This window comes from Pseudomonas sp. WS 5059 (assembly GCF_012985525.1).
GTDB lineage: Bacteria > Pseudomonadota > Gammaproteobacteria > Pseudomonadales > Pseudomonadaceae > Aquipseudomonas.
Window position 1 is genome coordinate 91340 of the sequence record NZ_JAAQWO010000009.1, and the last position, 23720, is coordinate 115059.

Below are 23720 nucleotides of genomic sequence, written 5' to 3' on the forward strand. Positions count from 1 at the left end.
GTTGCTGCAAGGCGGCCCACTTTTTAACAAGGTGTAGTTGCGATGAAACGTGTAGGTCTGATCGGTTGGCGCGGTATGGTCGGTTCCGTGCTCATGCAGCGGATGCTGGAAGAGCAGGATTTCGATCTTATTGAGCCGGTGTTTTTCACCACTTCGAATGTCGGTGGCCAAGGGCCGTCCGTGGGCAAGGATATCGCCCCGCTCAAGGACGCCTACAACATTGAAGAGCTCAAGACCCTCGACGTCATTCTGACCTGCCAGGGCGGCGACTACACCAGTGAAGTCTTCCCCAAGCTGCGCGAAGCCGGCTGGCAGGGCTACTGGATCGATGCAGCGTCCAGCCTGCGTATGCAGGACGACGCGGTGATCATCCTCGACCCGGTCAACCGCAAGGTCATCGACCAGCAACTTGACGCCGGCACCAAGAACTATGTCGGTGGCAACTGCACCGTCAGCCTGATGCTGATGGGCCTGGGTGGCCTGTTCGAAGCCGGGCTGGTGGAGTGGATGAGTGCCATGACCTACCAGGCGGCCTCCGGTGCCGGCGCGCAGAACATGCGCGAGCTGATCAAGCAGATGGGCGCGACTCACGCGGCCGTCGCCGATCAACTGGCCGACCCGGCCAGTGCGATCCTCGATATCGACCGCCGTGTGGCCGAGGCCATGCGCAGCGAAGCCTACCCGACCGAGAACTTCGGCGTGCCCTTGGCCGGCAGCCTGATCCCATGGATCGACAAGGAACTGCCGAACGGCCAGAGCCGCGAAGAGTGGAAAGCCCAGGCCGAGACCAACAAGATCCTCGGGCGCTTCAAGAACCCGATCCCGGTGGACGGTATTTGCGTGCGGATCGGCGCCATGCGCTGCCACAGCCAGGCGCTGACCATCAAGCTCAATAAAGACGTGCCGATCGCCGATATCGAAGGGCTGATCAGCCAGCACAACCCATGGGTCAAGCTGGTGCCCAACAGCCGTGATATCAGTATGCAGGAGCTGAGCCCGACCAAGGTCACCGGCACCCTGAATGTACCGGTGGGCCGTCTGCGCAAGCTGAACATGGGCACCCAGTACCTGGGCGCCTTCACTGTAGGTGACCAATTGCTGTGGGGCGCGGCCGAGCCGCTGCGTCGGATGTTGCGGATTCTGCTGGAGCGTTGATCGCTTAGTGGTGTTGAAGAAACCCGCGTTCTGGTGACAGGCGCGGGTTTTTTATTGCGCCTGAGGCCATCATCTCTGGCAAGCCCGCTCCCACACTTGAATGTGTTCACAAATCCAAATGTGGGAGCGGGCTTGCCCGCGATGACGGCCCGCGCCACACCACAAACCCCAGGCCAATTGCCTCACCCCCCACCACCCGGTAAAGTGCCGCTCCCCCCGCAATGCCCGAGGCAGCCTCCATGACCCAGACCTTTGATATCGCCGTGATCGGCGCCACCGGCACGGTGGGCGAAACCCTGGTGCAGATCCTCGAAGAACTGGCGTTCCCGGTAGGCGCCCTGCACCTGCTGGCCAGCAGCGAGTCGGCCGGCGCGTCGGTGCCGTTTCGCGGCAAGAACGTGCGGGTACGGGAAGTCGATGAGTTCGATTTCAGCAAGGTGCAACTGGCCTTCTTCGCCGCAGGCCCGGCGGTCACCCTGAGTTTCGCGCCGCGCGCCACGGCAGCCGGTTGCTCATTGATCGACCTGTCCGGCGCCCTGCCCGCCGAACAGGCGCCCCAGGTGGTGCCGGAAGCCAATGCCCAGGTACTGGACGGCTTGAAAAAGCCGTTCCAGGTGGGCAGCCCAAGCCCTTGCGCCACCCACCTGGCGGTGGTGCTCGCACCGTTGCGCGGCCTGTTGGACATCCAGCGCGTGAGCGTCACCGCCAACCTGGCCGTGTCTGCCCAGGGCCGTGAAGCCGTCAGCGAACTGGCCCGGCAAACCGCCGAGCTGCTGAATGTGCGGCCCCTGGAGCCCAAGTTCTTTGATCGGCAGATGGCCTTCAACCTGCTGGCCCAGGTCGGCACGCCGGATGCGCAGGGCCACACCGCCCTCGAAAAACGCCTGGTCCACGAACTGCGTAGCCTGCTTGAATTACCTTTACTGAAGATTTCCGCAACCTGCGTTCAAGCTCCGGTGTTTTTTGGCGATAGCCTGAGCGTGTCCCTGCAACTGGCGGGGGCCGTGGACCTTGGCGCAGTCAATCGCGTGTTGGAGGCGGCGCCGGGCATCGAACTGGTGGAAGAGGGCGATTACCCCACCGCTGTTGGGGATGCGGTCGGTCAGGACGTGGTCTACGTGGGTCGGGTGCGGGCCGGTATTGATGACCCGGCGGAACTAAACTTGTGGCTGACGTCAGATAACGTACGCAAAGGCGCGGCGCTTAACGCGGTGCAACTGGCACAGTTGTTGATAAAACACCTTGTGTAAAAGATACTTGGCGGCAATTTGTAGATTGATTCTAGCCAAGCGCTATGCTTGGCCCCATGCAGGAAAAGTTGCGCGTCGGTGACCTATCGGCTCGCCATGCCGAATGGCAGCGGTACCCAACCTTCTCGCGGGCCGAGGAGTGTTCAAACAAAGGATGAGGCTATGGTTCAAGTTCGCAAACTGGTGTTAGCAATAGCGGCCGTCTCGGCGCTGTCCTCCGGTATGGCGCAAGCGCTGCAACTTGGGGAGATGACCCTCAAGTCGAAGTTGAACCAGCCGTTGTCGGTGGAGATCGAGCTGCTCGATGTGGGCGGGCTCAGCGCCTCCGATATCGTGCCCAGCCTCGCGTCTTCCCAGGCCTTTGTGGATGCGGGTGTCGATCGCCAGGCGTTCCTCGATGAGCTGACCTTTACCCCGGTGCTCAACCCAAGTGGCCGCAGTGTGGTGCGCGTCACCTCCAGCAAGCCGTTGCCCGACTCCTACGTACGCTTCTTGTTGCAGGTGCAATGGCCCAATGGCCGGTTGATGCGGGACTACAGCGTCTTGCTGGACCCGGCCAAGTTCGAGCAAAAGGCTCCAGAGGTCATTGCCCCAGCGCCGCGCCTTGCCACGCCGGCTGCTGCCAGCGTGACCAAGGCGGCTGAACACACCACGACTTCTCGCGACACCCTGTGGGAAATCGCCGCGAAAAACCGCAATGGCGGCTCGATCCAGCAGACCATGCTGGCGATCCAGGCGCTGAACCCGGACGCCTTTGTCGACGGCAATATCAACCGTATGAAGACCGGCCAGGTATTGCGCCTGCCGGATCCGGTACAAAGCACCAGCCTGCCGCAACCCCAGGCGATTGCCGAAGTGACCGCGCAGAATGCGGCTTGGCGCCAGGGGCGTCGCGGTGCCGTTAATCAAGCAGCGGGGCGTCAGCAACTGGACGCCACCAAGCGCGCCCAGGCTGGCGCAGCGCCGTCGCAAACGGCCGCCAAGGACAACCTGAGCCTGGTCTCGGCTGAGGCCGCCAAGGCCGGCGTCAAAGGCGCCGCAGGTGACAGCAAGGCCCTGAACAACAAGTTGGCCGTGACCCAGGAAAGCCTGGATTCGACCCGCCGCGAAAACGAAGAACTCAAAAGCCGCATGTCTGACCTGCAAAGTCAGTTGGACAAGCTGCAGCGGCTGATCGAACTGAAGAACAACCAATTGGCCAAATTGCAGGCCGAAGGCGGCGCCCCAGCGCAACCGGCGGTAATACCTGCCGAACTGGCTGCGGCGCCGACTGCGCCTGCTCCGGCGGCCGAAACGCCGGTGGTTGCGCCCGTGCAAAGCCCGGCTGAGCCTGCGCCCGAGGCCAGCGCCGAAGGCAAATTCAATGACCTGCTGACCAACCCCATTGTTCTCGGGGTGATCGGCGGCGCTGCCGGCCTCTTGGTGCTGTTGCTCCTGCTGCTGTGGGCACGTCATCGCAATGCGCGCCTGGAAGAGGAAAAACACCTACGCATGGCGCGGGCGCTGGCGGAAGAGCCAGAGTTTTCCGCAAAACTTGAACAAGACTTGTCGCTCGATAGCTTCGAAGGCCTTGAAGTCCCGGCGGCAAACGTCAAGCTGGCTCCAGCTCCAGCTCCAGCTCCAGCTCCAGCTCCAGCTCCGGTTGCCGTGGCGCCTGTAGCTGCAGTTGCGACCAGCATGGCGCCGCCGAGCAAGCCCATCATCGAGCCCGGTTCCTCTGATGCCCTGGCCCAGGCCCAGTCCCATCTGGACCGTGGTCACTTGAACCAGGCCGCTGCGGTGCTGGAAGAAGCGATCAAGCTGGAGCCCAAGCGCAGCGATCTGCGCCTCAAACTCCTGGAGGTCTACGGCCAGCAGGGCGACAAGGATGGTTTCGTGACCCAGGAGCGCCAACTGGTCGCCAATGGCGAGAACCACGCCCAGGTCGAACTGTTGAAAAATCGCTACCCGGCCATGGCCGTGCTGGCTGCGGGCGTGAGTGCTGCAGTCGCCGCTGCCGCGCTGGATGCGCAGTACGTCAAGGATCTGCTCCAGGAAGAACCGGCGCCTGCCGCCACGCCTCAAACCGATGCGTTCGACACCGACTTCGACCTGAGCCTGGACGACCTCGAGGCGGCGTCGCCGGCGGTGGTCGCCCCCGAGGTCGATGACCTGAGCTTCGACTCGGTCTTGCAGCAGCAGACCGAAGCCAAGGCCAGCGAGGACGACTTGTCTGACTTTGATCTCGACTTGCAACTGGATGCACCGGCTTCCCAGTCCGACGACGACTTCCTCTCGGGCCTGGAAGAAGAGATGAAGGACCTGCCACCGGTAGAGCCGCCGACCCTGACACCCGCCGCGCTGGAAGATTTTGACCTGCCGGAAGACTTCGACCTGTCCCTGGCCGACGAACCTGCGCCATCGGACAAGCCTGATGCGTTCACCTCCGAGCTTGACGATGTCAACGCCGAGCTGGAGCGCCTGTCCCAGAGCCTGGAAAGCCCGTCGATCGAGCCGAGCTTCACCGCTGAAGATGCCGCCAAGGGCGACGATGAGCCGGAGTTCGACTTCCTGTCGGGCACCGACGAAGTTGCCACCAAGCTCGACCTGGCCCAGGCCTATATCGACATGGGCGATGAGGGTGGTGCACGTGACATCCTGGCCGAAGTCCTCACCGAAGGCGACGACGGCCAACGCAGCGAAGCCAAGGAAATGCTTAGCCGCCTGGCGTGATTACTGGCAATTAACGCAGCGGCGGCCTTCGGGTCGCCGTTTTGCATTCAAAGGTGGGAGCCGGGCTTGGCCGCGATAGAGGCGACTCGGTCCTTCGGTAGAATTGAGGCGAGGCTATCGCAGGCCAGCCAGCTCCCACAAAATGCCCCAGGACCAGGCCCGGCACTTTATAATGGCCGCCTTTGCGCAACTATCAGGCTCTCAGCTCTTGGCAAATATAGATAACGCGGCCGCCGAAATGGCGGCCGCCGGCTTTTTCAGAATCGCCCTGGGCGTGGAATACAAAGGTTCGCGCTATCGCGGCTGGCAGCGCCAGGCCTCTGGCGTGCCGACTGTGCAGGAAACCCTGGAGAAGGCCCTGTCGAAGGTCGCCGACTCGCCGGTTTCATTGATGTGCGCAGGGCGCACCGACGCGGGCGTGCATGCCTGCGGGCAAGTGGTGCATTTTGACACCCAGGCCGAGCGTTCGATGAAGGCGTGGGTCATGGGCGCCAATATCAATCTGCCCCACGATGTCAGCGTCAGTTGGGCCAAAGTCATGCCGGCGCACTTCCATGCGCGGTTCAAGGCCATTGCCCGGCGTTACCGCTATGTGATCTACAACGATCAGATCCGTCCGGCGCACTTGAACGAAGAAATCACCTGGAACCACCGCCCGCTGGACGCCGAGCGCATGGCCGAGGCGGCCCAGCATCTGGTGGGGATCCACGACTTCAGTGCCTTTCGCGCCGGGCAGTGCCAGGCGAAGTCGCCGATCAAGGAAGTCCACCACCTGCGGGTGACACGTCACGGCAAGATGATTGTCCTGGATATCCGCGCCGGGGCGTTCCTGCACCATATGGTGCGCAATATCGCCGGGGTGCTGATGACCATTGGTACTGGCGAGCGCCCGGTGGAGTGGGCCAGGGAAGTGCTGGAGAGCCGGGTGCGGCGGACCGGCGGGGTGACGGCGCACCCGTTCGGCCTGTATCTGGTGGATGTGGAGTACCGAGATGAGTTCGAGCTGCCGCAGCGTTTCATCGGGCCACACTTCCTCACAGGTTTCACTGAACTTGGCGGCTGACGCCCGGAAAAGCATTTGTTACCATCCGGGACTTTCCTGGACAGCCCCCTGAGGTTTTGACGATATGTCAGGCGTTCGCAGCAAGATTTGCGGGATTACCCGCATGGAAGACGCGCTGTCGGCAGTCGAGGCGGGGGCTGACGCTATTGGTTTTGTGTTTTATGCCAAGAGCCCGCGCGCGGTGTCGGTGCAGCAGGCCCGGGCGATCATTGCCGGCTTGCCGCCGTTCGTGACCACGGTGGGGCTGTTCGTCAACGCCAGCGCCTGCGAGCTCAATGAAACCCTGGATGCCGTGCCGCTGGACCTGTTGCAGTTCCATGGCGACGAAACCCCGGAGGACTGCGCCGGCTACCATCGCCCGTATATCAAGGCGTTGCGGGTCAAGGCCGGTGACGATATCGCCGCCAGTTGCGCCGCCTACGCCGGGGCCAGTGGGATATTGCTCGATGCCTATGTCGAGGGCATTCCCGGTGGTACAGGCGAGGCTTTCGATTGGGCGCTGATTCCCCAGGGCTTGAGCAAGCCGATCATCCTGGCGGGCGGTTTGAACGCTGGCAATGTGGCGCAGGCCATTGCCCAGGTTCGCCCGTATGCCGTCGACGTCAGCGGCGGGGTGGAGCAGGCCAAGGGCATCAAGGATCCTGGCAAGATTCACGCATTCATGCAGGCAGTGCGCAGCAGCAGTGGCGCGATGTGACGGCTGGCAGTCTGCCGCCGTCAGTAACTACCACTGTGTAAAACAGGCCGGCGTTGCCCTCGGGCGGCGCCAATGAAGTGGCAGCCACGCACTGGCGGGTTGTCTGGAAGGCTGAGGGCAGGTGCAGGAAATGGCTGGTCGAACGTCTGACCCCGTCCTGTGATTGTTATCGCCACATCAATGAATTTAGCTCAAGGGCATACGCGGGGCTGTGTTCAAGCCACCGGTACTGGAGAAAGAAAGCATGAGCAACTGGTTAGTAGACAAACTGATCCCCTCGATCATGCGTTCCGAGGTGAAGAAAAGCTCGGTTCCTGAAGGTCTATGGCACAAGTGCCCATCCTGCGACGCGGTGTTGTACCGCCCGGAGCTGGAAAAGACCCTGGACGTTTGCCCCAAGTGCAACCACCACATGCGTATCGGCGCCCGCGCCCGTATCGACATCTTCCTCGACGCCGATGGCCGTGCCGAGCTGGGCGCTGACCTGGAGCCGGTGGACCGCCTCAAGTTTCGCGACGGCAAGAAGTACAAGGACCGCCTGACCGCTGCGCAAAAGCAGACCGGCGAGAAAGACGCGCTGATTTCCGTCAGTGGCAAGCTGCTGGGCATGCCCGTAGTGGTGTCGGCGTTTGAGTTTTCCTTCATGGGTGGCTCCATGGGCGCCATTGTCGGTGAGCGCTTTGTACGCGCCGCCAACTACGCCCTGGAAAACCGTTGCCCGATGATCTGCTTCGCCGCCTCCGGTGGTGCACGGATGCAGGAAGCGCTGATCTCGCTGATGCAGATGGCCAAGACCTCTGCGGTGCTGGCGCGTCTGCGTGAAGAGGGCATCCCGTTCATCTCGGTGCTGACCGATCCGGTCTACGGCGGCGTTTCCGCCAGCCTGGCGATGCTGGGCGACGTAATCGTCGGCGAGCCCAAGGCGCTGATCGGTTTTGCCGGCCCACGCGTGATCGAGCAGACCGTGCGTGAAAAGCTGCCCGAAGGCTTCCAGCGTAGCGAGTTCCTGCTGGAACACGGCGCCATCGACATGATCATCGCCCGTTCCGAACTGCGTCCGCGCCTGGGCAACCTGCTGGCACAGATGATGGGCTTGCCGACACCAGTGTACGTCGCGCCCAAGGTCGAACCCATCGTTGTGCCGCCGGTGCCTGCAAACCTATGACCCAACGAACCCTGGGCGAATGGCTCGCCTACCTTGAGCAGTTGCATCCGTCAGCCATCGACATGGGTCTGGAGCGCTCGCAACAGGTAGCGGCCCGCCTTGGGTTGGGTCGGCCTGCGCCACGGGTGATCACGGTCACTGGCACCAATGGCAAAGGCTCTACCTGCGCCTTTGTCGCGGCGTTGCTGCAGGCCCAGGGCTTGAAGGTTGGCGTCTACAGCTCGCCACACCTGCTGCGTTACAACGAGCGCGTGCAACTCAACGGCGTCGAAGCCACTGACGAGCAGTTGTGCGAAGCGTTCGCGGCGCTGGATGCCGGGCGTGGCGAAATCTCCCTGACCTATTTCGAGATGGGCACCCTGGCCGCGTTCTGGCTGTTCGAGCGTGAACAGCTGGATGCGGTGGTGCTGGAAGTCGGCCTCGGTGGTCGCCTGGATACCGTCAATGTGGTGGATGCCGACCTGGCGTTGGTCACCAGTATTGGTGTGGATCATGCCGATTACCTGGGCGATACCCGCGAATCCGTGGCCTATGAAAAAGCCGGGATCTTCCGTCAGGGCAAGCCGGCTTTGTGTGGTGACCTGGATCCGCCGCATACCTTGCTGGACAAGGTGCGCGAGTTGGATTGCCCGTTTTTCCTGCGGGGCCGTGATTTTGCCCTGGAGGTGTCTGGTGACCAATGGTCGTGGCGCGGTGTCGATACGCGGGGCCAGGGCGTCGAGTTGCACGGCCTGCCGCTGCTGAACCTGCCCATGGAAAACGCGGCACTCGCGCTGCAGGCCTACTTGTTGCTGGATCTGCCGTGGAATGGCGCGCAGATCGCCGATACCTTGCAGCGTACGCAGGTGGTCGGGCGCCTGGATCGTCGTTCGTTCGAATGGCAAGGCAAGCGCTTGAACCTGTTGCTGGATGTTGGGCACAACCCGCATGCTGCACAGTACCTGGCACGCCGTTTGGCCGGCCAAGTGCCAGCGGGTCGGCGCCTGGCGGTGTTCGGCCTGCTGGCGGACAAGGATCTGGATGGTGTGGTCGCGCCGTTGCTGGGCAGTGTGCAAGCCTGGGCAGTCGCCCCGCTGGATACGCCGCGCACCCGTACGGCCGATGATGTGCAGGCGGTGTTGCAGAACCTTGGCGCGACGGTGACGTCCCATGCAAGCGTAACCGCTGCATTGGAGGCTCAATGCGCGGTGGCAACGGCCGAGGACGAGATTCTGTTGTTCGGATCATTTTATTGTGTTGCCGAGGCGCTTGAGTGGTTGGCCCGGCGCTCCACGGAGGAAGCTGCACATGGCATTACTGGATAGCGCATACAAGCAGCGAATGGTCGGAGCCCTGGTATTGGTGGCGTTGGCGGTGATTTTCCTGCCGATGCTGTTTTCTCGCCAGGACGAGCAGCGCCAGGTCACGGTTGAGGCCCCGGCTGCGCCCCAGGCCCCGGTGATGCCGCAGGTCCAGGTCGAGCCAGTGGTGGTGCCTGAGCCGCAGGCGTTGCCCGAGGAAGAGCCGGTGCCGACTGATACGGAAATTGCCGAACAGCAAGCACCTTCGGCGCCGATCCAGCCGAGTGTGCCGGTGGTAAAGCCTGCTCCTGCACCGGTGGTGGCGGCCAAGCCTGCTACACCTGCTCCGGCCCCGAAGCCAGTGGCGCCGCAGCCGGCAGCCCCGGGCAAGCCTGATGTGGGGCAAAGTCGTATTGATCCGAATGGCTTGCCGATCAGTTGGTCGGTGCAACTCGCCAGCCTGTCCAATCGCGAAAGTGCCGAAGCCTTGCAGAAAACCCTGCGCAGCCAGGGTTATAACGCGTATATCCGGACTGCCGATGGCAAGAACCGGGTATTTGTCGGGCCGCTGATCGAGCGCGCCGAGGCGGACCGCCTGCGTGACCTGTTGGGTCGCCAGCAGAACCTGAAAGGTTTTGTGGTGCGCTTCCAGCCAGAGCGCGGCTGATTCTGCCAATGCGGTCTCAGTGTGGGAGCGGGCTTGCCCGCGATGACGGTGCGCCAGCCGATATTTTAGTTGGCCGGCACACCGCTATCGCGGGCAAGCCCGCTCCCACATTGGTTTGTGTCTGTCTTGAGATGGTCGTAGCTTGCCACAACCCATTGATTTGCAATGGACCACCAAACACCGCTTACCGATAGCCCGGCGCTCTGCTAAAATGCGCCGCCTTATCCGTCTGTAGGCTGCACTGTGCCATTTACCTGGGTTGATTGGGCGATCGTAGCCATCATCGCCATCTCCGCATTGATCAGTCTAAGCCGCGGCTTCGTCAAAGAAGCATTATCGCTGCTGACCTGGATCGTTGCAGGAGTCGTCGCCTGGATGTTCGGCGGATCCCTGGCCGTTTACCTGGTCGGTTATATCGAAACACCTTCGGCTCGTGTCATCGCGGGCTGCGCCATCATGTTCATCGCCACGCTGCTGGTGGGAGCAATGGTCAATTATCTTATCGGCGAATTGATACGTGTCACCGGCCTCTCCGGGACCGATCGATTTCTCGGCATGGCCTTCGGTGCCGCGCGTGGCGCGCTGCTGGTGGTTATTGCGGTCGGGCTGTTGAGCCTGGGCCCGGTACAGCAGGATTCGTGGTGGCAGGAGTCGAGTCTCGTGCCAAAATTTCTATTAGTTGCAGACTGGTCCAAGAACCTCATATTGGGGTGGAGCAGTCAGTGGCTGGCCAGCGGAATCAGCGTACCCGCTGATCTTCCGTTCAAGGAGCACCTCTTGCCGGGCAACACGCCGCAGTAAGTAGTGTTCAGTCAAGATTCATTAAGTAGGGGTTGCGTCGCATGTGTGGCATCGTCGGTATCGTCGGTAAGTCGAACGTCAATCAGGCGCTGTATGACGCGCTAACCGTCCTCCAGCACCGCGGCCAGGACGCTGCCGGTATTGTGACCAGCCACGACGGCCGGTTATTCCTGCGCAAGGACAATGGCCTGGTACGTGACGTGTTCCATCAGCGTCACATGCAGCGCCTGGTCGGGCACATGGGCATTGGCCATGTGCGTTATCCGACTGCCGGTAGCTCGACTTCGGCCGAAGCTCAACCGTTTTACGTCAACTCGCCATACGGCATTACCTTGGCGCACAACGGCAACCTGACCAACGTTGAGCAACTGGCCAAGGAGATTTACGAATCTGACCTGCGCCACGTCAACACCAATTCCGACTCGGAAGTGCTGCTTAACGTGTTCGCCCACGAACTGGCCCAGCGCGGCAAGTTGCAGCCGACCGAAGAAGACGTGTTCGCCGCCGTGACTGACGTGCACAACCGCTGCGTGGGTGGCTACGCGGTCGTGGCAATGATCACCGGCTACGGGATCGTCGGTTTCCGCGACCCCCACGGCATCCGCCCGATCGTGTTCGGCCAGCGCCATACCGACGAAGGCGTCGAGTACATGATCGCCTCCGAAAGCGTGTCCCTGGATGTGCTGGGTTTCACCCTGGTGCGTGACCTGGCGCCGGGCGAAGCGGTGTACATCACCGAAGACGGCAAGCTGCATACCCGTCAGTGCGCGATCAACCCGAAACTCACCCCATGCATCTTCGAGCACGTCTACCTGGCGCGTCCGGATTCGATCATCGACGGTGTCTCGGTGTACAAGGCGCGCCTGCGCATGGGTGAGAAGCTCGCCGAGAAGATCCTGCGCGAGCGTCCGGAGCACGATATCGACGTGGTTATCCCGATCCCGGACACCAGCCGTACTGCCGCGCTGGAGCTGGCCACTCGCCTGGGCGTCAAGTTCCGCGAAGGTTTCGTCAAGAACCGCTACATCGGCCGCACCTTCATCATGCCGGGCCAGGCGGCTCGCAAGAAGTCGGTACGCCAGAAGCTCAACGCCATCGAGCTGGAGTTCCGCGGCAAGAACGTGATGCTGGTGGATGACTCCATCGTGCGGGGTACCACGTGCAAGCAGATCATCCAGATGGCCCGTGAAGCCGGGGCGAAGAACGTGTACTTCTGTTCCGCTGCGCCTGCGGTGCGGTACCCGAACGTGTACGGCATCGACATGCCGAGCGCCCACGAGTTGATTGCGCACAATCGTTCGACCCAGGATGTGGCTGACCTGATCGGCGCTGATTGGCTGATCTATCAGGATCTTCCTGACTTGATCGAAGCGGTTGGCGGCGGCAAGATCAAGATCGAGCATTTCGATTGCGCGGTTTTCGATGGCAAGTACGTGACCGGTGACGTCGACGAGGCTTACCTGAACAAGATCGAGCAGGCGCGTAACGACTCCTCCAAGATCAAGACCCAGGCGGTCAGCGCGATCATCGATCTGTACAACAACTGAGTGACTACCGGCCCTGAGGGGCCGGTTTTGTATCTTAAATAAAGAATTGAGTGAAGGAGTGGCAGCATGAGTCAGGAATGGGATGCCGGTCGGTTGGACAGCGACCTCGATGGCGTGGCTTTCGATACCCTGGCTGTGCGCGCCGGCCAGCACCGCACGCCGGAAGGTGAGCATGGTGACCCGATGTTCTTCACCTCCAGCTACGTGTTCCGCACTGCGGCAGACGCGGCGGCACGCTTTGCTGGCGAAGTGCCGGGTAACGTCTATTCCCGCTACACCAACCCGACGGTACGCGCTTTCGAAGAACGCATCGCGGCACTGGAGGGGGCAGAGCAGGCCGTCGCCACGGCAACTGGCATGGCGGCCATCCTCGCGGTGGTCATGAGCCTGTGCAGTGCCGGTGACCACGTGTTGGTGTCGCGCAGTGTGTTTGGTTCGACCATCAGTCTCTTCGAGAAGTACTTCAAGCGCTTTGGCATTGAAGTCGACTACGTGCCGCTGGCGGACCTTTCTGCCTGGGATGGGGCCATCAAGGCCAATACCAAATTGCTGTTCGTCGAATCGCCGTCCAACCCTTTGGCAGAGCTGGTGGATATCGCCGCCCTCGCCGAAGTGGCCCACGCCAAAGGTGCGATGTTGGTGGTGGATAACTGCTTCTGCACGCCTGCCTTGCAGCAGCCGCTGAAGCTGGGCGCAGATATTGTGGTGCATTCGGCCACCAAGTTCATCGACGGCCAGGGGCGTTGCATGGGCGGCGTGGTGGCCGGCCGTGGCGAGCAAATGAAGGAAGTAGTGGGTTTCTTGCGTACCGCTGGCCCGACTCTGAGCCCGTTCAATGCCTGGATTTTCCTCAAGGGCCTGGAAACCCTCAGCCTGCGGATGAAGGCCCATTGCGCCAACGCCCAGGCCCTGGCCGAGTGGCTGGAGCAGCAGGACGGCATCGAGAAAGTCCACTACGCCGGCTTGAAGAGCCATCCGCAACACGAACTGGCCCAGCGTCAGCAGCGTGGGTTCGGTGCGGTGGTCAGTTTCGAGGTCAAGGGTGGCAAGGAGGGCGCATGGCGCTTTATCGACGCCACGCGCCTGATTTCCATCACCGCCAACCTGGGTGATAGCAAGACCACCATTACCCATCCAAGCACCACTTCCCATGGCCGCCTGGCCCCTCAGGAGCGTGAGGCGGCCGGTATCCGCGACAGCCTGATCCGCGTTGCGGTGGGGCTGGAAGACGTGGCTGACTTGCAGGCCGACCTGGCTCGCGGGCTGGCTGCCTTGTGATCGAGTGGTCCCTGGAGGCGGCTGGCGCCAGTAATGGCAGGGTCGCGTTGGTGACAGGCGCGGCGCGGGGTATCGGCCTGGGGATCGCGGCCTGGTTGGTCAGCGAAGGCTGGCAAGTGGTGTTGGCCGACCTGGATCGCGAGCGGGGCGCCAAGGTGTCCAAGGTGCTGGGCGATAACGCCTGGTTTATCACCATGGATGTGGCCGATGAGCAGCAGGTGGCGCTGGGAGTTGCCGAGGTGCTGGGCCAGTTCGGGCGCCTGGATGCGCTGGTGTGCAATGCTGCTGTGGCCGATCCGCGCAATATCACGCTGGATAGCCTGGACCTGGCGTACTGGAACCGGGTGCTGGCGGTGAACCTCAGTGGGCCGATGTTGCTGGCCAAGCACTGCGCACCTTATCTGCGGGCCCATGGTGGCTCCATCGTCAACCTGGCCTCGACCCGGGCCCGGCAGTCGGAGCCGGACACCGAGGCCTATGCGGCGAGCAAGGGCGGCCTGTTAGCCCTGACGCACGCGCTGGCCATCAGTCTTGGGCCGGAGGTGCGGGTCAACGCCGTCAGCCCTGGCTGGATCGACGCCCGTGATCCCGCTGCGCGCCGTGCAGAGCCACTGAGTGACGCCGATCATGCGCAGCATCCTGCGGGCCGGGTAGGCACGGTTGAGGATGTGGCGGCCATGGTGGCATGGCTGCTGTCGCGTAGCGCGGGGTTTGTCACCGGGCAAGAGTTCGTGGTGGATGGTGGCATGAGCAAGAAGATGATTTACAGCGAGTAGAGCGGGGAGCGGTCTTGAAGCGATTTTGTCTTTTTCAGAAAAACTTCAAGCAGGCTCTTGACTTAGGTCCGCTACCTGCGTAAATTTCGCGGCCTCAACGAAGCAAAGGGTGATTAGCTCAGCTGGGAGAGCATCTGCCTTACAAGCAGAGGGTCGGCGGTTCGATCCCGTCATCACCCACCACTTCTTGAGAGTTTTGCCCTAGGGCAAGACGCAACGTTAAAGGTTGCACCGACGCGCAGCGGTAGTTCAGTCGGTTAGAATACCGGCCTGTCACGCCGGGGGTCGCGGGTTCGAGTCCCGTCCGCTGCGCCATATTTTCCAGGTCCGATTTTTCGGATTTGAGATTGAACAGCCAAGGCTGCTCAGTCAGATGTTTGAAGGCGGTTGAAGGTGACACTTCGGCAGTCTGAGCGATACGCAGCGGTAGTTCAGTCGGTTAGAATACCGGCCTGTCACGCCGGGGGTCGCGGGTTCGAGTCCCGTCCGCTGCGCCATATCTGTTCCAGGGTCCACTGAACGCCCTGAGAGCGCCAAGAAGAGCTTTATGCTTGATTGGATCGATAGCAAAGACCCTGGTCGAAAGACCGGGGTTTTTTGTGTCTGCGATTTGATGATGCAACTTGTAGGAGCCGGCTTGCCGGCTCCTACAGGGTATCGATCAGAAACCCAGCTTGTCCCGCAGCCCGTAGTACCACGCGCCCAGCGCCGCAAATGGCGTGCGCAGCAGTTGGCCGCCCGGGAACGGGTAGTGCGGCAGGTCGGCAAACGCATCAAAACGTTCTGCTTGGCCCCTGAGGGCTTCGGCCAGTACCTTGCCTGCCAGGTGCGTATACGTCACGCCGTGGCCACTACAGCCTTGGGAGTAGTAGATGTTGTCGCCGATGCGGCCGACCTGGGGCAGGCGCGAGAGGGTTAGCAGGAAGTTGCCGGTCCAGGCGTAGTCGATTTTTACATCCTTCAATTGTGGAAAGGCCTTGAGCATCTTCGGCCGGATGATCGCTTCGATGTTCGCCGGGTCCCGCGCGCCATACACCACGCCACCGCCGAAGATCAGGCGCTTGTCGCTGGTCAGTCGGTAGTAGTCGAGCAAGTAGTTGCAGTCTTCGACGCAGAAGTCCTGGGGCAGCAGGCTTTTAGCCAGCTCATCACCCAGGGGCGCTGTGGTAATCACTTGGGTGCCGCAAGGCATCGACTTGGCTGCCAACTCGGGCACCAGGTTGCCCAGGTAGGCATTGCCGGCGACGATGATGAATTTGGCCTTCACCTTGCCTTGGGCGGTGTGGACGACAGGGTTGGCGCCACGCTCGATGCGCACGGCGGCGGACTGTTCGTAGATCGTGCCACCCAGGGACTCCACGGCTGCCGCTTCACCCAATGCCAGGTTGAGCGGATGGATATGCCCGCCACTCATGTCCAGCAGGCCGCCCACGTAGTTCTCACAGGCCACCACCTCGCGGATGCGCCGCTCGTCGAGCAGTTCCAATTGAGTATGGCCGTAGCGTTCCCACAAGCGCTTCTGCGACTCCAGGTGGCCCATGTGCTTGCTATTGAGCGCGGCGAATACACCGCCGTCCTTCAAATCGCACTGGATCTGGTACTTGGCGACCCGCTCACGAATGATCCTGCCGCCCTCGAATGCCATTTGCCCCAACAGCTGTGCCTGCTGGGGGCCGACGCTACGCTCGATCACATCGATATCACGGCTGTAGCTGTTGACGATCTGACCACCATTGCGCCCGGATGCACCGAAACCTACCTTCGCGGCTTCCAGCACCGTCACACGAAAGCCGTTCTCCAGCAGGAACAGCGCGCTCGACAACCCGGTATAGCCCGCACCGATCACGCACACATCGGTTTCGACTTCACCTTGCAGCACTGGCCGGGGAGGTACCGCATTGGCGGACGCGGCGTAATAGGACTGGGGGTAGGGGGTGTTCGCCATACTGGAACCTCTGTTTTATATTTTTTACGAGTGCGCCGATCCTACCTCAGTTGAAAATGCCCTGCCAGCCACCCGGAAAAAGCAGCGGCGCCAATAAAAAATAAAAAATTCGCATATTCATAGGCTTAGCTGCAAAAAAGGTGTTGACACCCCTCGGGAATTCCGTAGAATGCCGCCTCACAGCAGGCACGTAGCTCAGTTGGTTAGAGCACCACCTTGACATGGTGGGGGTCGTTGGTTCGAGTCCAATCGCGCCTACCAAACAAAATCCGCTCTGCTGGGCGGTCTAGAAGGGCTCACCGAAAGGTGGGCCCTTTTTTGTTGCCTGGGATTTCATGCAAAGCTTCGCCCCGACAATTGCACTGCACCTTCAGGTCGGCTTTTAGCTTCATGTTTCTGCGCTTGAAGGCCGACGACCTGCCCGGTGGAGGTAGCGTTGCTCATCCCGAGAAATTTGCCATTTCTGACCCGCTTAGCGATTGCGCCTAAAGGTCCATCTCCACGCTTCAAATGTAAAACATTCGCATTTATACTGCGCGCAATCGCACCTTTCTCCAGGTCATCCGTTCCTCTCATCGCGCAGGTCATTGTGCAGGCCGACCCTCCAAAACCCACACTGCTGGCAGCATTGGTTCGGCACTACGACGAGTTGGTGGATCATGTGCGCCGGCGTTTTGGCGAACGGATTTTCGCTCGTGAGGTGATACACGACTTGTGCCTGCAGTTGCTTGAGCAGGATGAAAAGCAAGGTGTGCGCACGCCAGTGGCCTTGTTGCGCAAGATCGCCAGCGATATGGCGATCAGCCGGTATCGCAGCGAGCGTCGGCGCCAGGGTTGGGTGGTCGGTGTTTCGGTGTTGCCACAAGTGGTCTGCGGTGCGCCGAGCCAGGAGCGTCATCTTGATGGGGAAAGGGCCCTGGAGCTGCTGACCGAGGCGATTGCCAGTCTGCCGCCGCGCTGCCAAATGGTGTTTGTCATGCACAAAGTGCATGAACTGCCCCAGGCCGAAGTGGCTGCGCGCCTGGGTATTTCCCTGAAAACCGTCGAAAAGCACCTGCGCCTGGGCATGGGGATCTGCCGCGCACATCTAGGCTCGGAGGTCTTGCCATGAGTCGCGACCCGCACAAGAGCAAGGACTTCAGCCAGGAAGACGAGGCCATCGCACGGGTTCGTGAGGACCTCAAGCAACGATTTCCGTTGCCCCCGCCGACGCCCGCGAAAAACAAACGCCCGGCAGGAAAAACCCTCGGGCTGCTGCTGTTGGCGATTGTTGCAGGTGTGGCCTGGATTGATCCTGCCTACCGCAGCGAGCACGTTGCCAGCCAGGTAGGGCAGCGCCAGGCGCTGCTGCTGGCTGATGGCACTCAGGTGTTGCTCGACAGCAACACCGAGATGACGATCAGTTGGCACCTGCGCAGCCGCCAGGTCGAGCTGAAGGCGGGGCAGGCGTTGTTTGAAGTGTCGCCGATGGTCTACCGACCGTTTCTGGTCGATGCCGGGTTGGCTGTGGTGCGAGTGGTGGGCACCCGTTTTAACGTCAGGCGCCAGGAACAGGATGTGCAGGTCACGGTGGCTGAAGGCAGGGTCGCCGTGCGTGCGGCCGCTACGGGGGCAGTGGCTGCGCTGGAGCCCGGGCAGCAGTTGCGTGTGCATAAGGGGCAAGAGGCTCGGTTGAGACGGGTGGACGTGGATGACGTCACTGCCTGGCAACAAAGCCGGCTGGTCTTTGAAAGCACTCCGCTCGAAGACGTCATCGACACACTGCAGCGCTATCACCGCCAGCCCATAAGGCTCATGGACCCCCGGCTTGCGCGCCTGCCGGTTTCCGGTGTGTTTGACAGTGGTCACGTTGATCGCTTGCTGGCGCTGTTGCCCGGGATCCTGCCGGTGCGCGTTTCCACTGCGACCGATGGCTCGGTCCTGATCGATTCCCCCGGCCAGAAAAAATAATCTTCAACCGAGGTAGGGTTGCGCCGCAGTGCTGACGGCTATCTCCCTGTAACCCTACTTCGTGGAGAATAAAAACGTGAGTCAGTCCTTCCTGCGCGCGCCGGTGCGCATGTCCTTGCTGGCCAGCAGCTTGCTCCTGAGCCAATGGTCGTTGGCAGAATCTGCACCGGTTGATTTCGATGTCCCGGCCGCATCGCTGGAGAAATCCCTGAATGCCGTAGCCCGGCAATCTTCGGCACAGATCCTGTTCGCCAGTGAAATCACGGCCGGCAAGACCGCACCGGCCTTGCGCGGGCGCTACACATTGCAGGAAGCGCTTGAACGGTTGCTCGGCCAAAGCGGGCTGACGGTGCAGGCGCGTGATGAGCAAACGTTCCTGGTGGTCCAGGGGCATACCGCCAACACCTCCCAGGCGCCGGCCCCCACGCCAGGCACAATGGAGCTGGCCAGCCTGACCATCAGCGCCTCGCGGCTCGACAGCGACCTGGTGCCCCAGGCTCGCCAGGTCAATGTCATCGAACACAAACAGTTGGAGCAACTGCGCCAGGGCTCGGATAGCCTGGCCACCTTGCTGGCCAAGAGCATCCCGGGCATGGCCGACTCAAGCCGGACCATTACCGACTACGGGCAAACCTTGCGCGGGCGGACGATGCTGGTGCTGGTCGACGGTGTTCCGCTCAATACCAACCGCGATTCCTCGCGCAACCTGGCGAACATCGACCCCGCGCTGATCGAGCGTATCGAAGTGATCCGTGGCAGCAGTGCGATCTACGGCGCCGGTGCGACTGGGGGCATCATCTCCATCACGACGCGTCCGGCAGGCGGCGAGCCGCGAGCGACCACCAGCCTGAGCGCCGTCTCGCCCTTGAGCAAACTGGGTAGCGATGGCCTGGGCGGCCAGTTGCAGCATCATGTTGCCGGGTCCCAGGGCCGGGCGGAGTACGCACTGGACTTTGGTGCCCGCCACATTGGCGCCTCCTACGACGCCAAGGGGCACCGCCTTGCGCCAGAGCCAAGCCAGGGCGATCTGTTCGACTCCAATACCTTCAATGTCGGCGGCAAGTTGGGCTTGCGCCTTGATGATGTGCAGCGCATCCAGCTTTCTGCCAGCCATTACAACGCCGAGCAAAACAGCGACTACACCTCCGACCCGTCCGTGGCCAGGCTTCCTGCGGGCTCGGTGCCTGCGCGCCCGTTGTCCGGCCTGTCGTTGGAGGAGCAGAACCAGATCAAGAACACCCTGCTCAACCTGGAGTACGCCCATGCCGACGTGCTGGGCGGCACGCTCAATGCGCAGATCTACTACCGGGACTACTTCACCCGGTTCACGCCGTTCGATGCCCGCGCAGTGGCGACCCGTGGACGCAATGTCGACCAGGTCATGCAGAACAGTGAAGTGTTTGGCAGCCGGGTCACGCTACGCACGCCGCTGGGGAGCCTGGGCACTACAGAGTTGTTATGGGGCGCTGACTTCAACCAGGAGCGCAGCGACATGCCCATCGACATCTTCGACCCGCGAGCCTTTGACGCCAGCGGCGGCAGGGTGTTTGACAAGATCGGCAAGCTCACCTACATGCCCGACCTGACAACCCGCAGCCTCGGCGGCTTTGCACAGTTGCAGCATAAGCTCAACGAACAATGGTCGGTGGAAGGCGGCGTACGCTACGAATATGCCACTGCCCAGTACGATGACTTTATCCCGCTCTCGGAGTCGGCAGCGACCCAGCCGGCCACTGTTCGCGGGGGCAAGGTGCATTATGATTCGGTGCTGTCCAACATCAGCCTGACCTACTCGCCGGTAGCGGGCCAGGAGGTCTACGCGGCGTTCAGCCAGGGCTTCCAGTTGCCCGATATCGGGGTGCAAATGCGCAATGCCCGGCGTGGATTCGATATCGGCTCCTCCAACCTGGAGCCGGTGAAAACCAACAACTACGAACTGGGCTGGCGCGGCGCGCTGGGCGAGCAGACATTGGCCTCGCTGGCCGTGTTCTACACCACGTCCAAGCTTGGGGATGTGCAGAGTTTCAACAATGGCCTGATCCTGACCCGCACCCAAGAGCGAATCTACGGTGTGGAAGGCAGTGCCGACTGGCTGACCGACGATGAGCGCTGGGGCGCCGGCGGCACCTTTACCTGGATCAAAGGCCGGGAGCAGCCCGAAGGCCGTGGCTGGCAAGACATGACCGGGTATCGCATCCCGCCGCTCAAACTGACCGCGTACCTGGAGTTCAAGCCGACTGAAGCCTGGAGCAACCGCTTGCAGGCCAACTTTTTTGACGGCGCCGACTATCGCCTGGATGGTGTTGCCAGCTTTGGGCGACGCAAGGTCGACAGTTACACCACCGTCGATATGATCAGCCAATACCAACTCAGTGAAAATGATCAGGTCAGCATGGGGATCCAGAACCTGTTCAATCGCAGTTACTACCCGCTTTACAGTCAACTGATGCGTAGCAGCAACAACACCAGCCACCTGCCTGCGCCAGGCACCGTACTGACGGCAAGCTACACACATCAGTGGTAAACCGCACAGTGTGTGCGCAAGTTGCGTCTGATTGATCCATGATCGCGACACCCATATTGAGCCGGCCTGCCGGGTGTTATAGAACAACACCCTTGCAGTGCCTGCTGAGGCTGTCTAGAGCTTAACTATGGGTTTGAAAATGAAAGTAGAGAAAACCAACAAGATCCTGGCCGCTCCCATTCTCTTCTCGCTTTTGATGCTTCAGTGCGCGCCCGCATGGTCCGGGCAAGTCACAGGCGCTGTTTCCAATGATTTGACGGCAGCCGTTGCCTGGAGGCAAACGGCTGCTGAATTCGAGGCGCTCTACTATCAAGGTTTCAACGTCGCCAAGATGCGCCTGGACAGCGCTCTGCAAGCGCATAAGGCCGGTGATCGGCCGTTGGCGATTATCAGTGACATCGACGACACCGTGTTGAGCAGCAATAGCTATTGGGGCTACATGATCAATTCGGACAAAGAGTTCTTCGATGATGCCGCCTGGGACCAATGGGTGGCTGAAAACGGCCCGGTGGCCACCCCCGGTGCAGTGGAGTTCTTGAGTTATGCGCAAGCCAAAGGGGTCGAGGTTTTCTACGTCACGAGCCGTGACCAGGGCGAAAAAACCTATGAGTACGCCTTGGCCAACCTGCGTAAGAACAAGCTGCCCTTTGCCGATGAAAAGCACCTGACGGTTTATCGCGACTCTTCCAATAAAGAGCCCCGGCAGATAGAAATTGCCAAGGATTATGAGGTGGTCGTGATGCTGGGCGACAACCTCAATGACTTCAAACGCAAGTACTACGTGTCTGATGTGCAGCAACGCATGGCGTTGATGACCGAGGATAAACAACAGTTCGGGCGCAAGTTTATTCTCTTCCCCAACCCCACCGATGGGCATTGGCTCAAAGCCATCTTTGGTGATTCCGAGCCGCCCGCCACACCGCAAAACAGCGCCAAATTCAAGGCTGCAGCCGGCTCCAAGGCTTGGCAGCCCTGATCAAGCAGGTTGACCCAAAAGGGCTTGCCACGGTTTGAGCCTTGCACATCGTGGCAAGCCCTGATTGGATTACATCCCCTCACAAACTTTATTGATTTGCAGCAACAATTTTTCTTGTTGGACACCCTCCGCTCCAAGCGGCAAAGATGCCCGCCAGTGACCCTCGACCTACCCGGTCAATAATAAAAATCCGCGTCGGGCTGCCCGTTATCGTTTATCGGCGATGCAGGCGTCGCAGCACGCAATCAAGGACTCAACGCCATGCAAACTGTTGTGAACCTGTGGCCGCTGATTGGCGTGCTCGTCATCGTGGTCGGCTTTGTGTTGCGCTTCAATCCGTTGCTGGTGGTAACGGCGGCGGCGATTGCCACCGGATTTGCTGCGCACTTCCCCCTGGAAAAAATCCTCGCCACCATGGGCGATGGCTTCCTGCAGACCCGCGCCTTGCAACTGATCCTGTTGCTGCCCCTGGCCGTTATCGGCCTGCTGGAGCGCCATGGCCTGCGCCTGCACGCGCAGAACTGGATTGCGCGCTTCGAGCGCGCCACCGTCGGGCGCCTGCTGATCATCTATCTGTTTGTTCGTGAGTCCACGGCGGCCATGGGCCTGACCAGCCTTGGCGGGCACCCGCAAATGGTGCGCCCGTTGCTGGCGCCCATGGCGGAAGGCGCTGCCGAGAAACGCTTCGGAAAACTGCCGGACAAGGTGCGGCACAAGGTCCTGGCGATGTGCGCCGCCACAGACAACGTGGGGCTGTTTTTTGGTGAAGACATCTTCGTGGCCTTTGGTGCGATTGCCCTGATGCATACCTTCCTGCTGGGTTCGGGTATTGATGTCGAGCCGCTGCATATTGCGGTGTGGGGCATCCCCACGGCGATTTGTGCGTTCATTGTGCATGCCATACGCTTGCATCGCTTTGACCGAAGGCTGACCCGTGAGCTGACGGCCACTGCGCCAGTCACCGCTCAGTCGGAGGCCGCGCAATGATCATTTCCATCCAATACCTGTACTGGCTCGCCGGCGTTTTGTTGCTGATTACGGCGGGCATGATCCTGGCTGACCGGACCCATCCCAAGCGTTGGTCAAGCGCGTTGTTCTGGTTGCTGTTCGCCATTCCGTTTTTGGTGGGCGAGCACCTGCCGTCGGTGGTGGTGGGTGTTGGCGTGGTGCTGATGGCACTGATCGCCGGGCTCGGCGGGGTAGGGCGTGGCACCCATGCCGAGTTGCATGACAAGGCGTCCCGCGCCAGTGCTGGCCGGCTGGGCCATAAACTATTTATTCCGGCCCTGGCCATTCCGTTGACCACGGTGATTGGCTCGGTGCTGCTCAAGCACACCGAGATTGGTGGCGTGCCGCTGTTGGATCCGAAGAACACCACGTTCGTGTCCCTGGGGCTCGGTTGCCTGATTGCCCTGGGGTTGGCCTGCTGGCTGACCCGCGATACGCCGGTGCAGGCCTTGCGTGAATCGCGACGCCTGACCGAAGCCCTGGGCTGGGCCATGGTGCTGCCGCAGATGCTGGCCATGCTCGGCCTGCTGTTCAACGAAGCCGGCGTTGGCACGGCCGTGGCTCATGTCACCACCACCTACATCAACCTGGATTACAAGTTGGTGGCGGTGATGGTCTACGTGCTGGGCATGGCGCTGTTCACCGTGATCATGGGTAACGGCTTCGCCGCCTTCCCGGTCATGACCGGCGGGGTTGGCGTGCCGGTACTGGTGGGCATTTATGGCGGCAACCCGGCGGTGATGGCGGCCATCGGCATGTTTTCCGGGTACTGCGGCACGCTGATGACCCCGATGGCGGCGAACTTCAATATTGTGCCTGCGGCGCTCCTGGAGTTGCCGGACAAAAACGCGGTGATCAAGGCGCAGATGCCCACGGCGTTGATGATGTTGCTGGTCAATATCGTCCTTCTTTATGTATTGATGTGA

The 23720-nt window shown here is 61.3% G+C and carries 19 protein-coding genes and 4 tRNA genes; 22 read left to right on the top strand and 1 reads right to left on the bottom strand.

The genetic code is table 11. The features are described from left to right. Positions 1-42: 42 nt before the first annotated feature. The 15 genes from asd to HBO12_RS24365 all read left to right on the top strand — a co-directional run bounded on the left by asd (position 43) and on the right by HBO12_RS24365 (position 14888). Entirely contained in the window at positions 43-1155 is a 1113-nt protein-coding gene (asd, locus tag HBO12_RS24295) for an aspartate-semialdehyde dehydrogenase (protein ID WP_169953460.1), read from the top strand. A 239-nt stretch (positions 1156-1394) separates the two neighbouring features. Beyond that, entirely contained in the window at positions 1395-2405 is a 1011-nt protein-coding gene (locus tag HBO12_RS24300; protein ID WP_170043447.1) for an aspartate-semialdehyde dehydrogenase, read from the top strand. 162 nt (positions 2406-2567) lie between these two features. Then, positions 2568-5117, top strand: coding sequence for a FimV family protein (locus tag HBO12_RS24305; RefSeq protein WP_170043448.1), 2550 nt, complete (start codon positions 2568-2570; stop codon positions 5115-5117). Between the two features lie 238 nt (positions 5118-5355). Next, positions 5356-6180, top strand: coding sequence for a tRNA pseudouridine(38-40) synthase TruA (gene truA / locus HBO12_RS24310; protein ID WP_169953538.1), 825 nt, complete (start codon positions 5356-5358; stop codon positions 6178-6180). Between the two features lie 64 nt (positions 6181-6244). After that, positions 6245-6877 carry a phosphoribosylanthranilate isomerase gene (locus HBO12_RS24315; protein WP_170043449.1) on the top strand — a complete coding sequence of 211 codons (633 nt, stop codon included), beginning with the start codon at positions 6245-6247 and terminating at the stop codon, positions 6875-6877. A gap of 244 nt (positions 6878-7121) precedes the next feature. After that, positions 7122-8042, top strand: coding sequence for an acetyl-CoA carboxylase, carboxyltransferase subunit beta (gene accD, locus HBO12_RS24320; RefSeq protein WP_038442050.1), 921 nt, complete (start codon positions 7122-7124; stop codon positions 8040-8042). Further along, positions 8039-9346 carry a bifunctional tetrahydrofolate synthase/dihydrofolate synthase gene (gene folC / locus HBO12_RS24325; protein WP_170043450.1) on the top strand — a complete coding sequence of 436 codons (1308 nt, stop codon included), beginning with the start codon at positions 8039-8041 and terminating at the stop codon, positions 9344-9346. The genes accD and folC overlap by 4 nt, the downstream gene beginning before the upstream one ends. Then, a complete protein-coding gene (locus HBO12_RS24330) occupies positions 9330-9989 on the top strand; it encodes an SPOR domain-containing protein (RefSeq protein ID WP_170043451.1) in 660 nt (219 codons plus the stop codon). The genes folC and HBO12_RS24330 overlap by 17 nt, the downstream gene beginning before the upstream one ends. Positions 9990-10232: 243 nt before the next feature. Continuing rightward, positions 10233-10790: a CvpA family protein gene (locus HBO12_RS24335; protein WP_170043452.1), complete on the top strand. Its 558-nt coding sequence runs from the start codon at positions 10233-10235 to the stop codon at positions 10788-10790. Positions 10791-10831: 41 nt separating this feature from the next. Beyond that, complete coding sequence (purF, locus tag HBO12_RS24340; RefSeq protein ID WP_169953473.1) at positions 10832-12337, top strand: amidophosphoribosyltransferase; 1506 nt, start codon at positions 10832-10834, stop codon at positions 12335-12337. Between the two features lie 66 nt (positions 12338-12403). Next, complete coding sequence (locus tag HBO12_RS24345; protein WP_169953475.1) at positions 12404-13615, top strand: O-succinylhomoserine sulfhydrylase; 1212 nt, start codon at positions 12404-12406, stop codon at positions 13613-13615. 11 nt (positions 13616-13626) lie between these two features. Continuing rightward, the gene (locus tag HBO12_RS24350; RefSeq protein ID WP_170043540.1) at positions 13627-14391 is read left to right on the top strand and encodes an SDR family oxidoreductase; all 765 of its coding nucleotides are present in this window, start codon (positions 13627-13629) and stop codon (positions 14389-14391) included. A gap of 107 nt (positions 14392-14498) precedes the next feature. Beyond that, positions 14499-14574 (top strand) — tRNA-Val (locus tag HBO12_RS24355). 55 nt (positions 14575-14629) lie between these two features. After that, a tRNA-Asp gene (locus tag HBO12_RS24360) sits at positions 14630-14706 on the top strand. A gap of 105 nt (positions 14707-14811) precedes the next feature. Next, a tRNA-Asp gene (locus tag HBO12_RS24365) sits at positions 14812-14888 on the top strand. A 164-nt stretch (positions 14889-15052) separates the two neighbouring features. Here the strand turns inward: HBO12_RS24365 and HBO12_RS24370 are convergent. Beyond that, positions 15053-16336: an NAD(P)/FAD-dependent oxidoreductase gene (locus HBO12_RS24370; RefSeq protein WP_170043453.1), complete on the bottom strand. Its 1284-nt coding sequence runs from the start codon at positions 16334-16336 to the stop codon at positions 15053-15055. 184 nt (positions 16337-16520) lie between these two features. Between HBO12_RS24370 and HBO12_RS24375 the strand changes: the two genes are divergently transcribed. The 7 genes from HBO12_RS24375 (at position 16521) to HBO12_RS24405 (ending at position 23720) form a co-directional block, all read left to right on the top strand. Then, positions 16521-16597: transfer RNA gene (locus tag HBO12_RS24375), tRNA-Val, on the top strand. A gap of 328 nt (positions 16598-16925) precedes the next feature. Further along, the gene (locus HBO12_RS24380) at positions 16926-17447 is read left to right on the top strand and encodes a sigma-70 family RNA polymerase sigma factor (RefSeq protein WP_170043454.1); all 522 of its coding nucleotides are present in this window, start codon (positions 16926-16928) and stop codon (positions 17445-17447) included. Beyond that, on the top strand, positions 17444-18286 hold the full coding sequence (locus HBO12_RS24385) for a FecR family protein (RefSeq protein ID WP_170043455.1): 843 nt from the start codon (positions 17444-17446) through the stop codon (positions 18284-18286). Before HBO12_RS24380 ends, HBO12_RS24385 begins: the two co-directional genes overlap by 4 nt. 76 nt (positions 18287-18362) lie before the next feature. Next, positions 18363-20810: a TonB-dependent receptor gene (locus HBO12_RS24390; RefSeq protein WP_463671621.1), complete on the top strand. Its 2448-nt coding sequence runs from the start codon at positions 18363-18365 to the stop codon at positions 20808-20810. Between the two features lie 139 nt (positions 20811-20949). After that, the gene (locus HBO12_RS24395) at positions 20950-21786 is read left to right on the top strand and encodes a 5'-nucleotidase, lipoprotein e(P4) family (protein ID WP_169953546.1); all 837 of its coding nucleotides are present in this window, start codon (positions 20950-20952) and stop codon (positions 21784-21786) included. Positions 21787-22047: 261 nt separating this feature from the next. Next, the gene (locus HBO12_RS24400) at positions 22048-22773 is read left to right on the top strand and encodes a DUF969 domain-containing protein (protein ID WP_169953482.1); all 726 of its coding nucleotides are present in this window, start codon (positions 22048-22050) and stop codon (positions 22771-22773) included. Continuing rightward, a complete protein-coding gene (locus HBO12_RS24405; protein WP_170043456.1) occupies positions 22770-23720 on the top strand; it encodes a DUF979 domain-containing protein in 951 nt (316 codons plus the stop codon). Before HBO12_RS24400 ends, HBO12_RS24405 begins: the two co-directional genes overlap by 4 nt.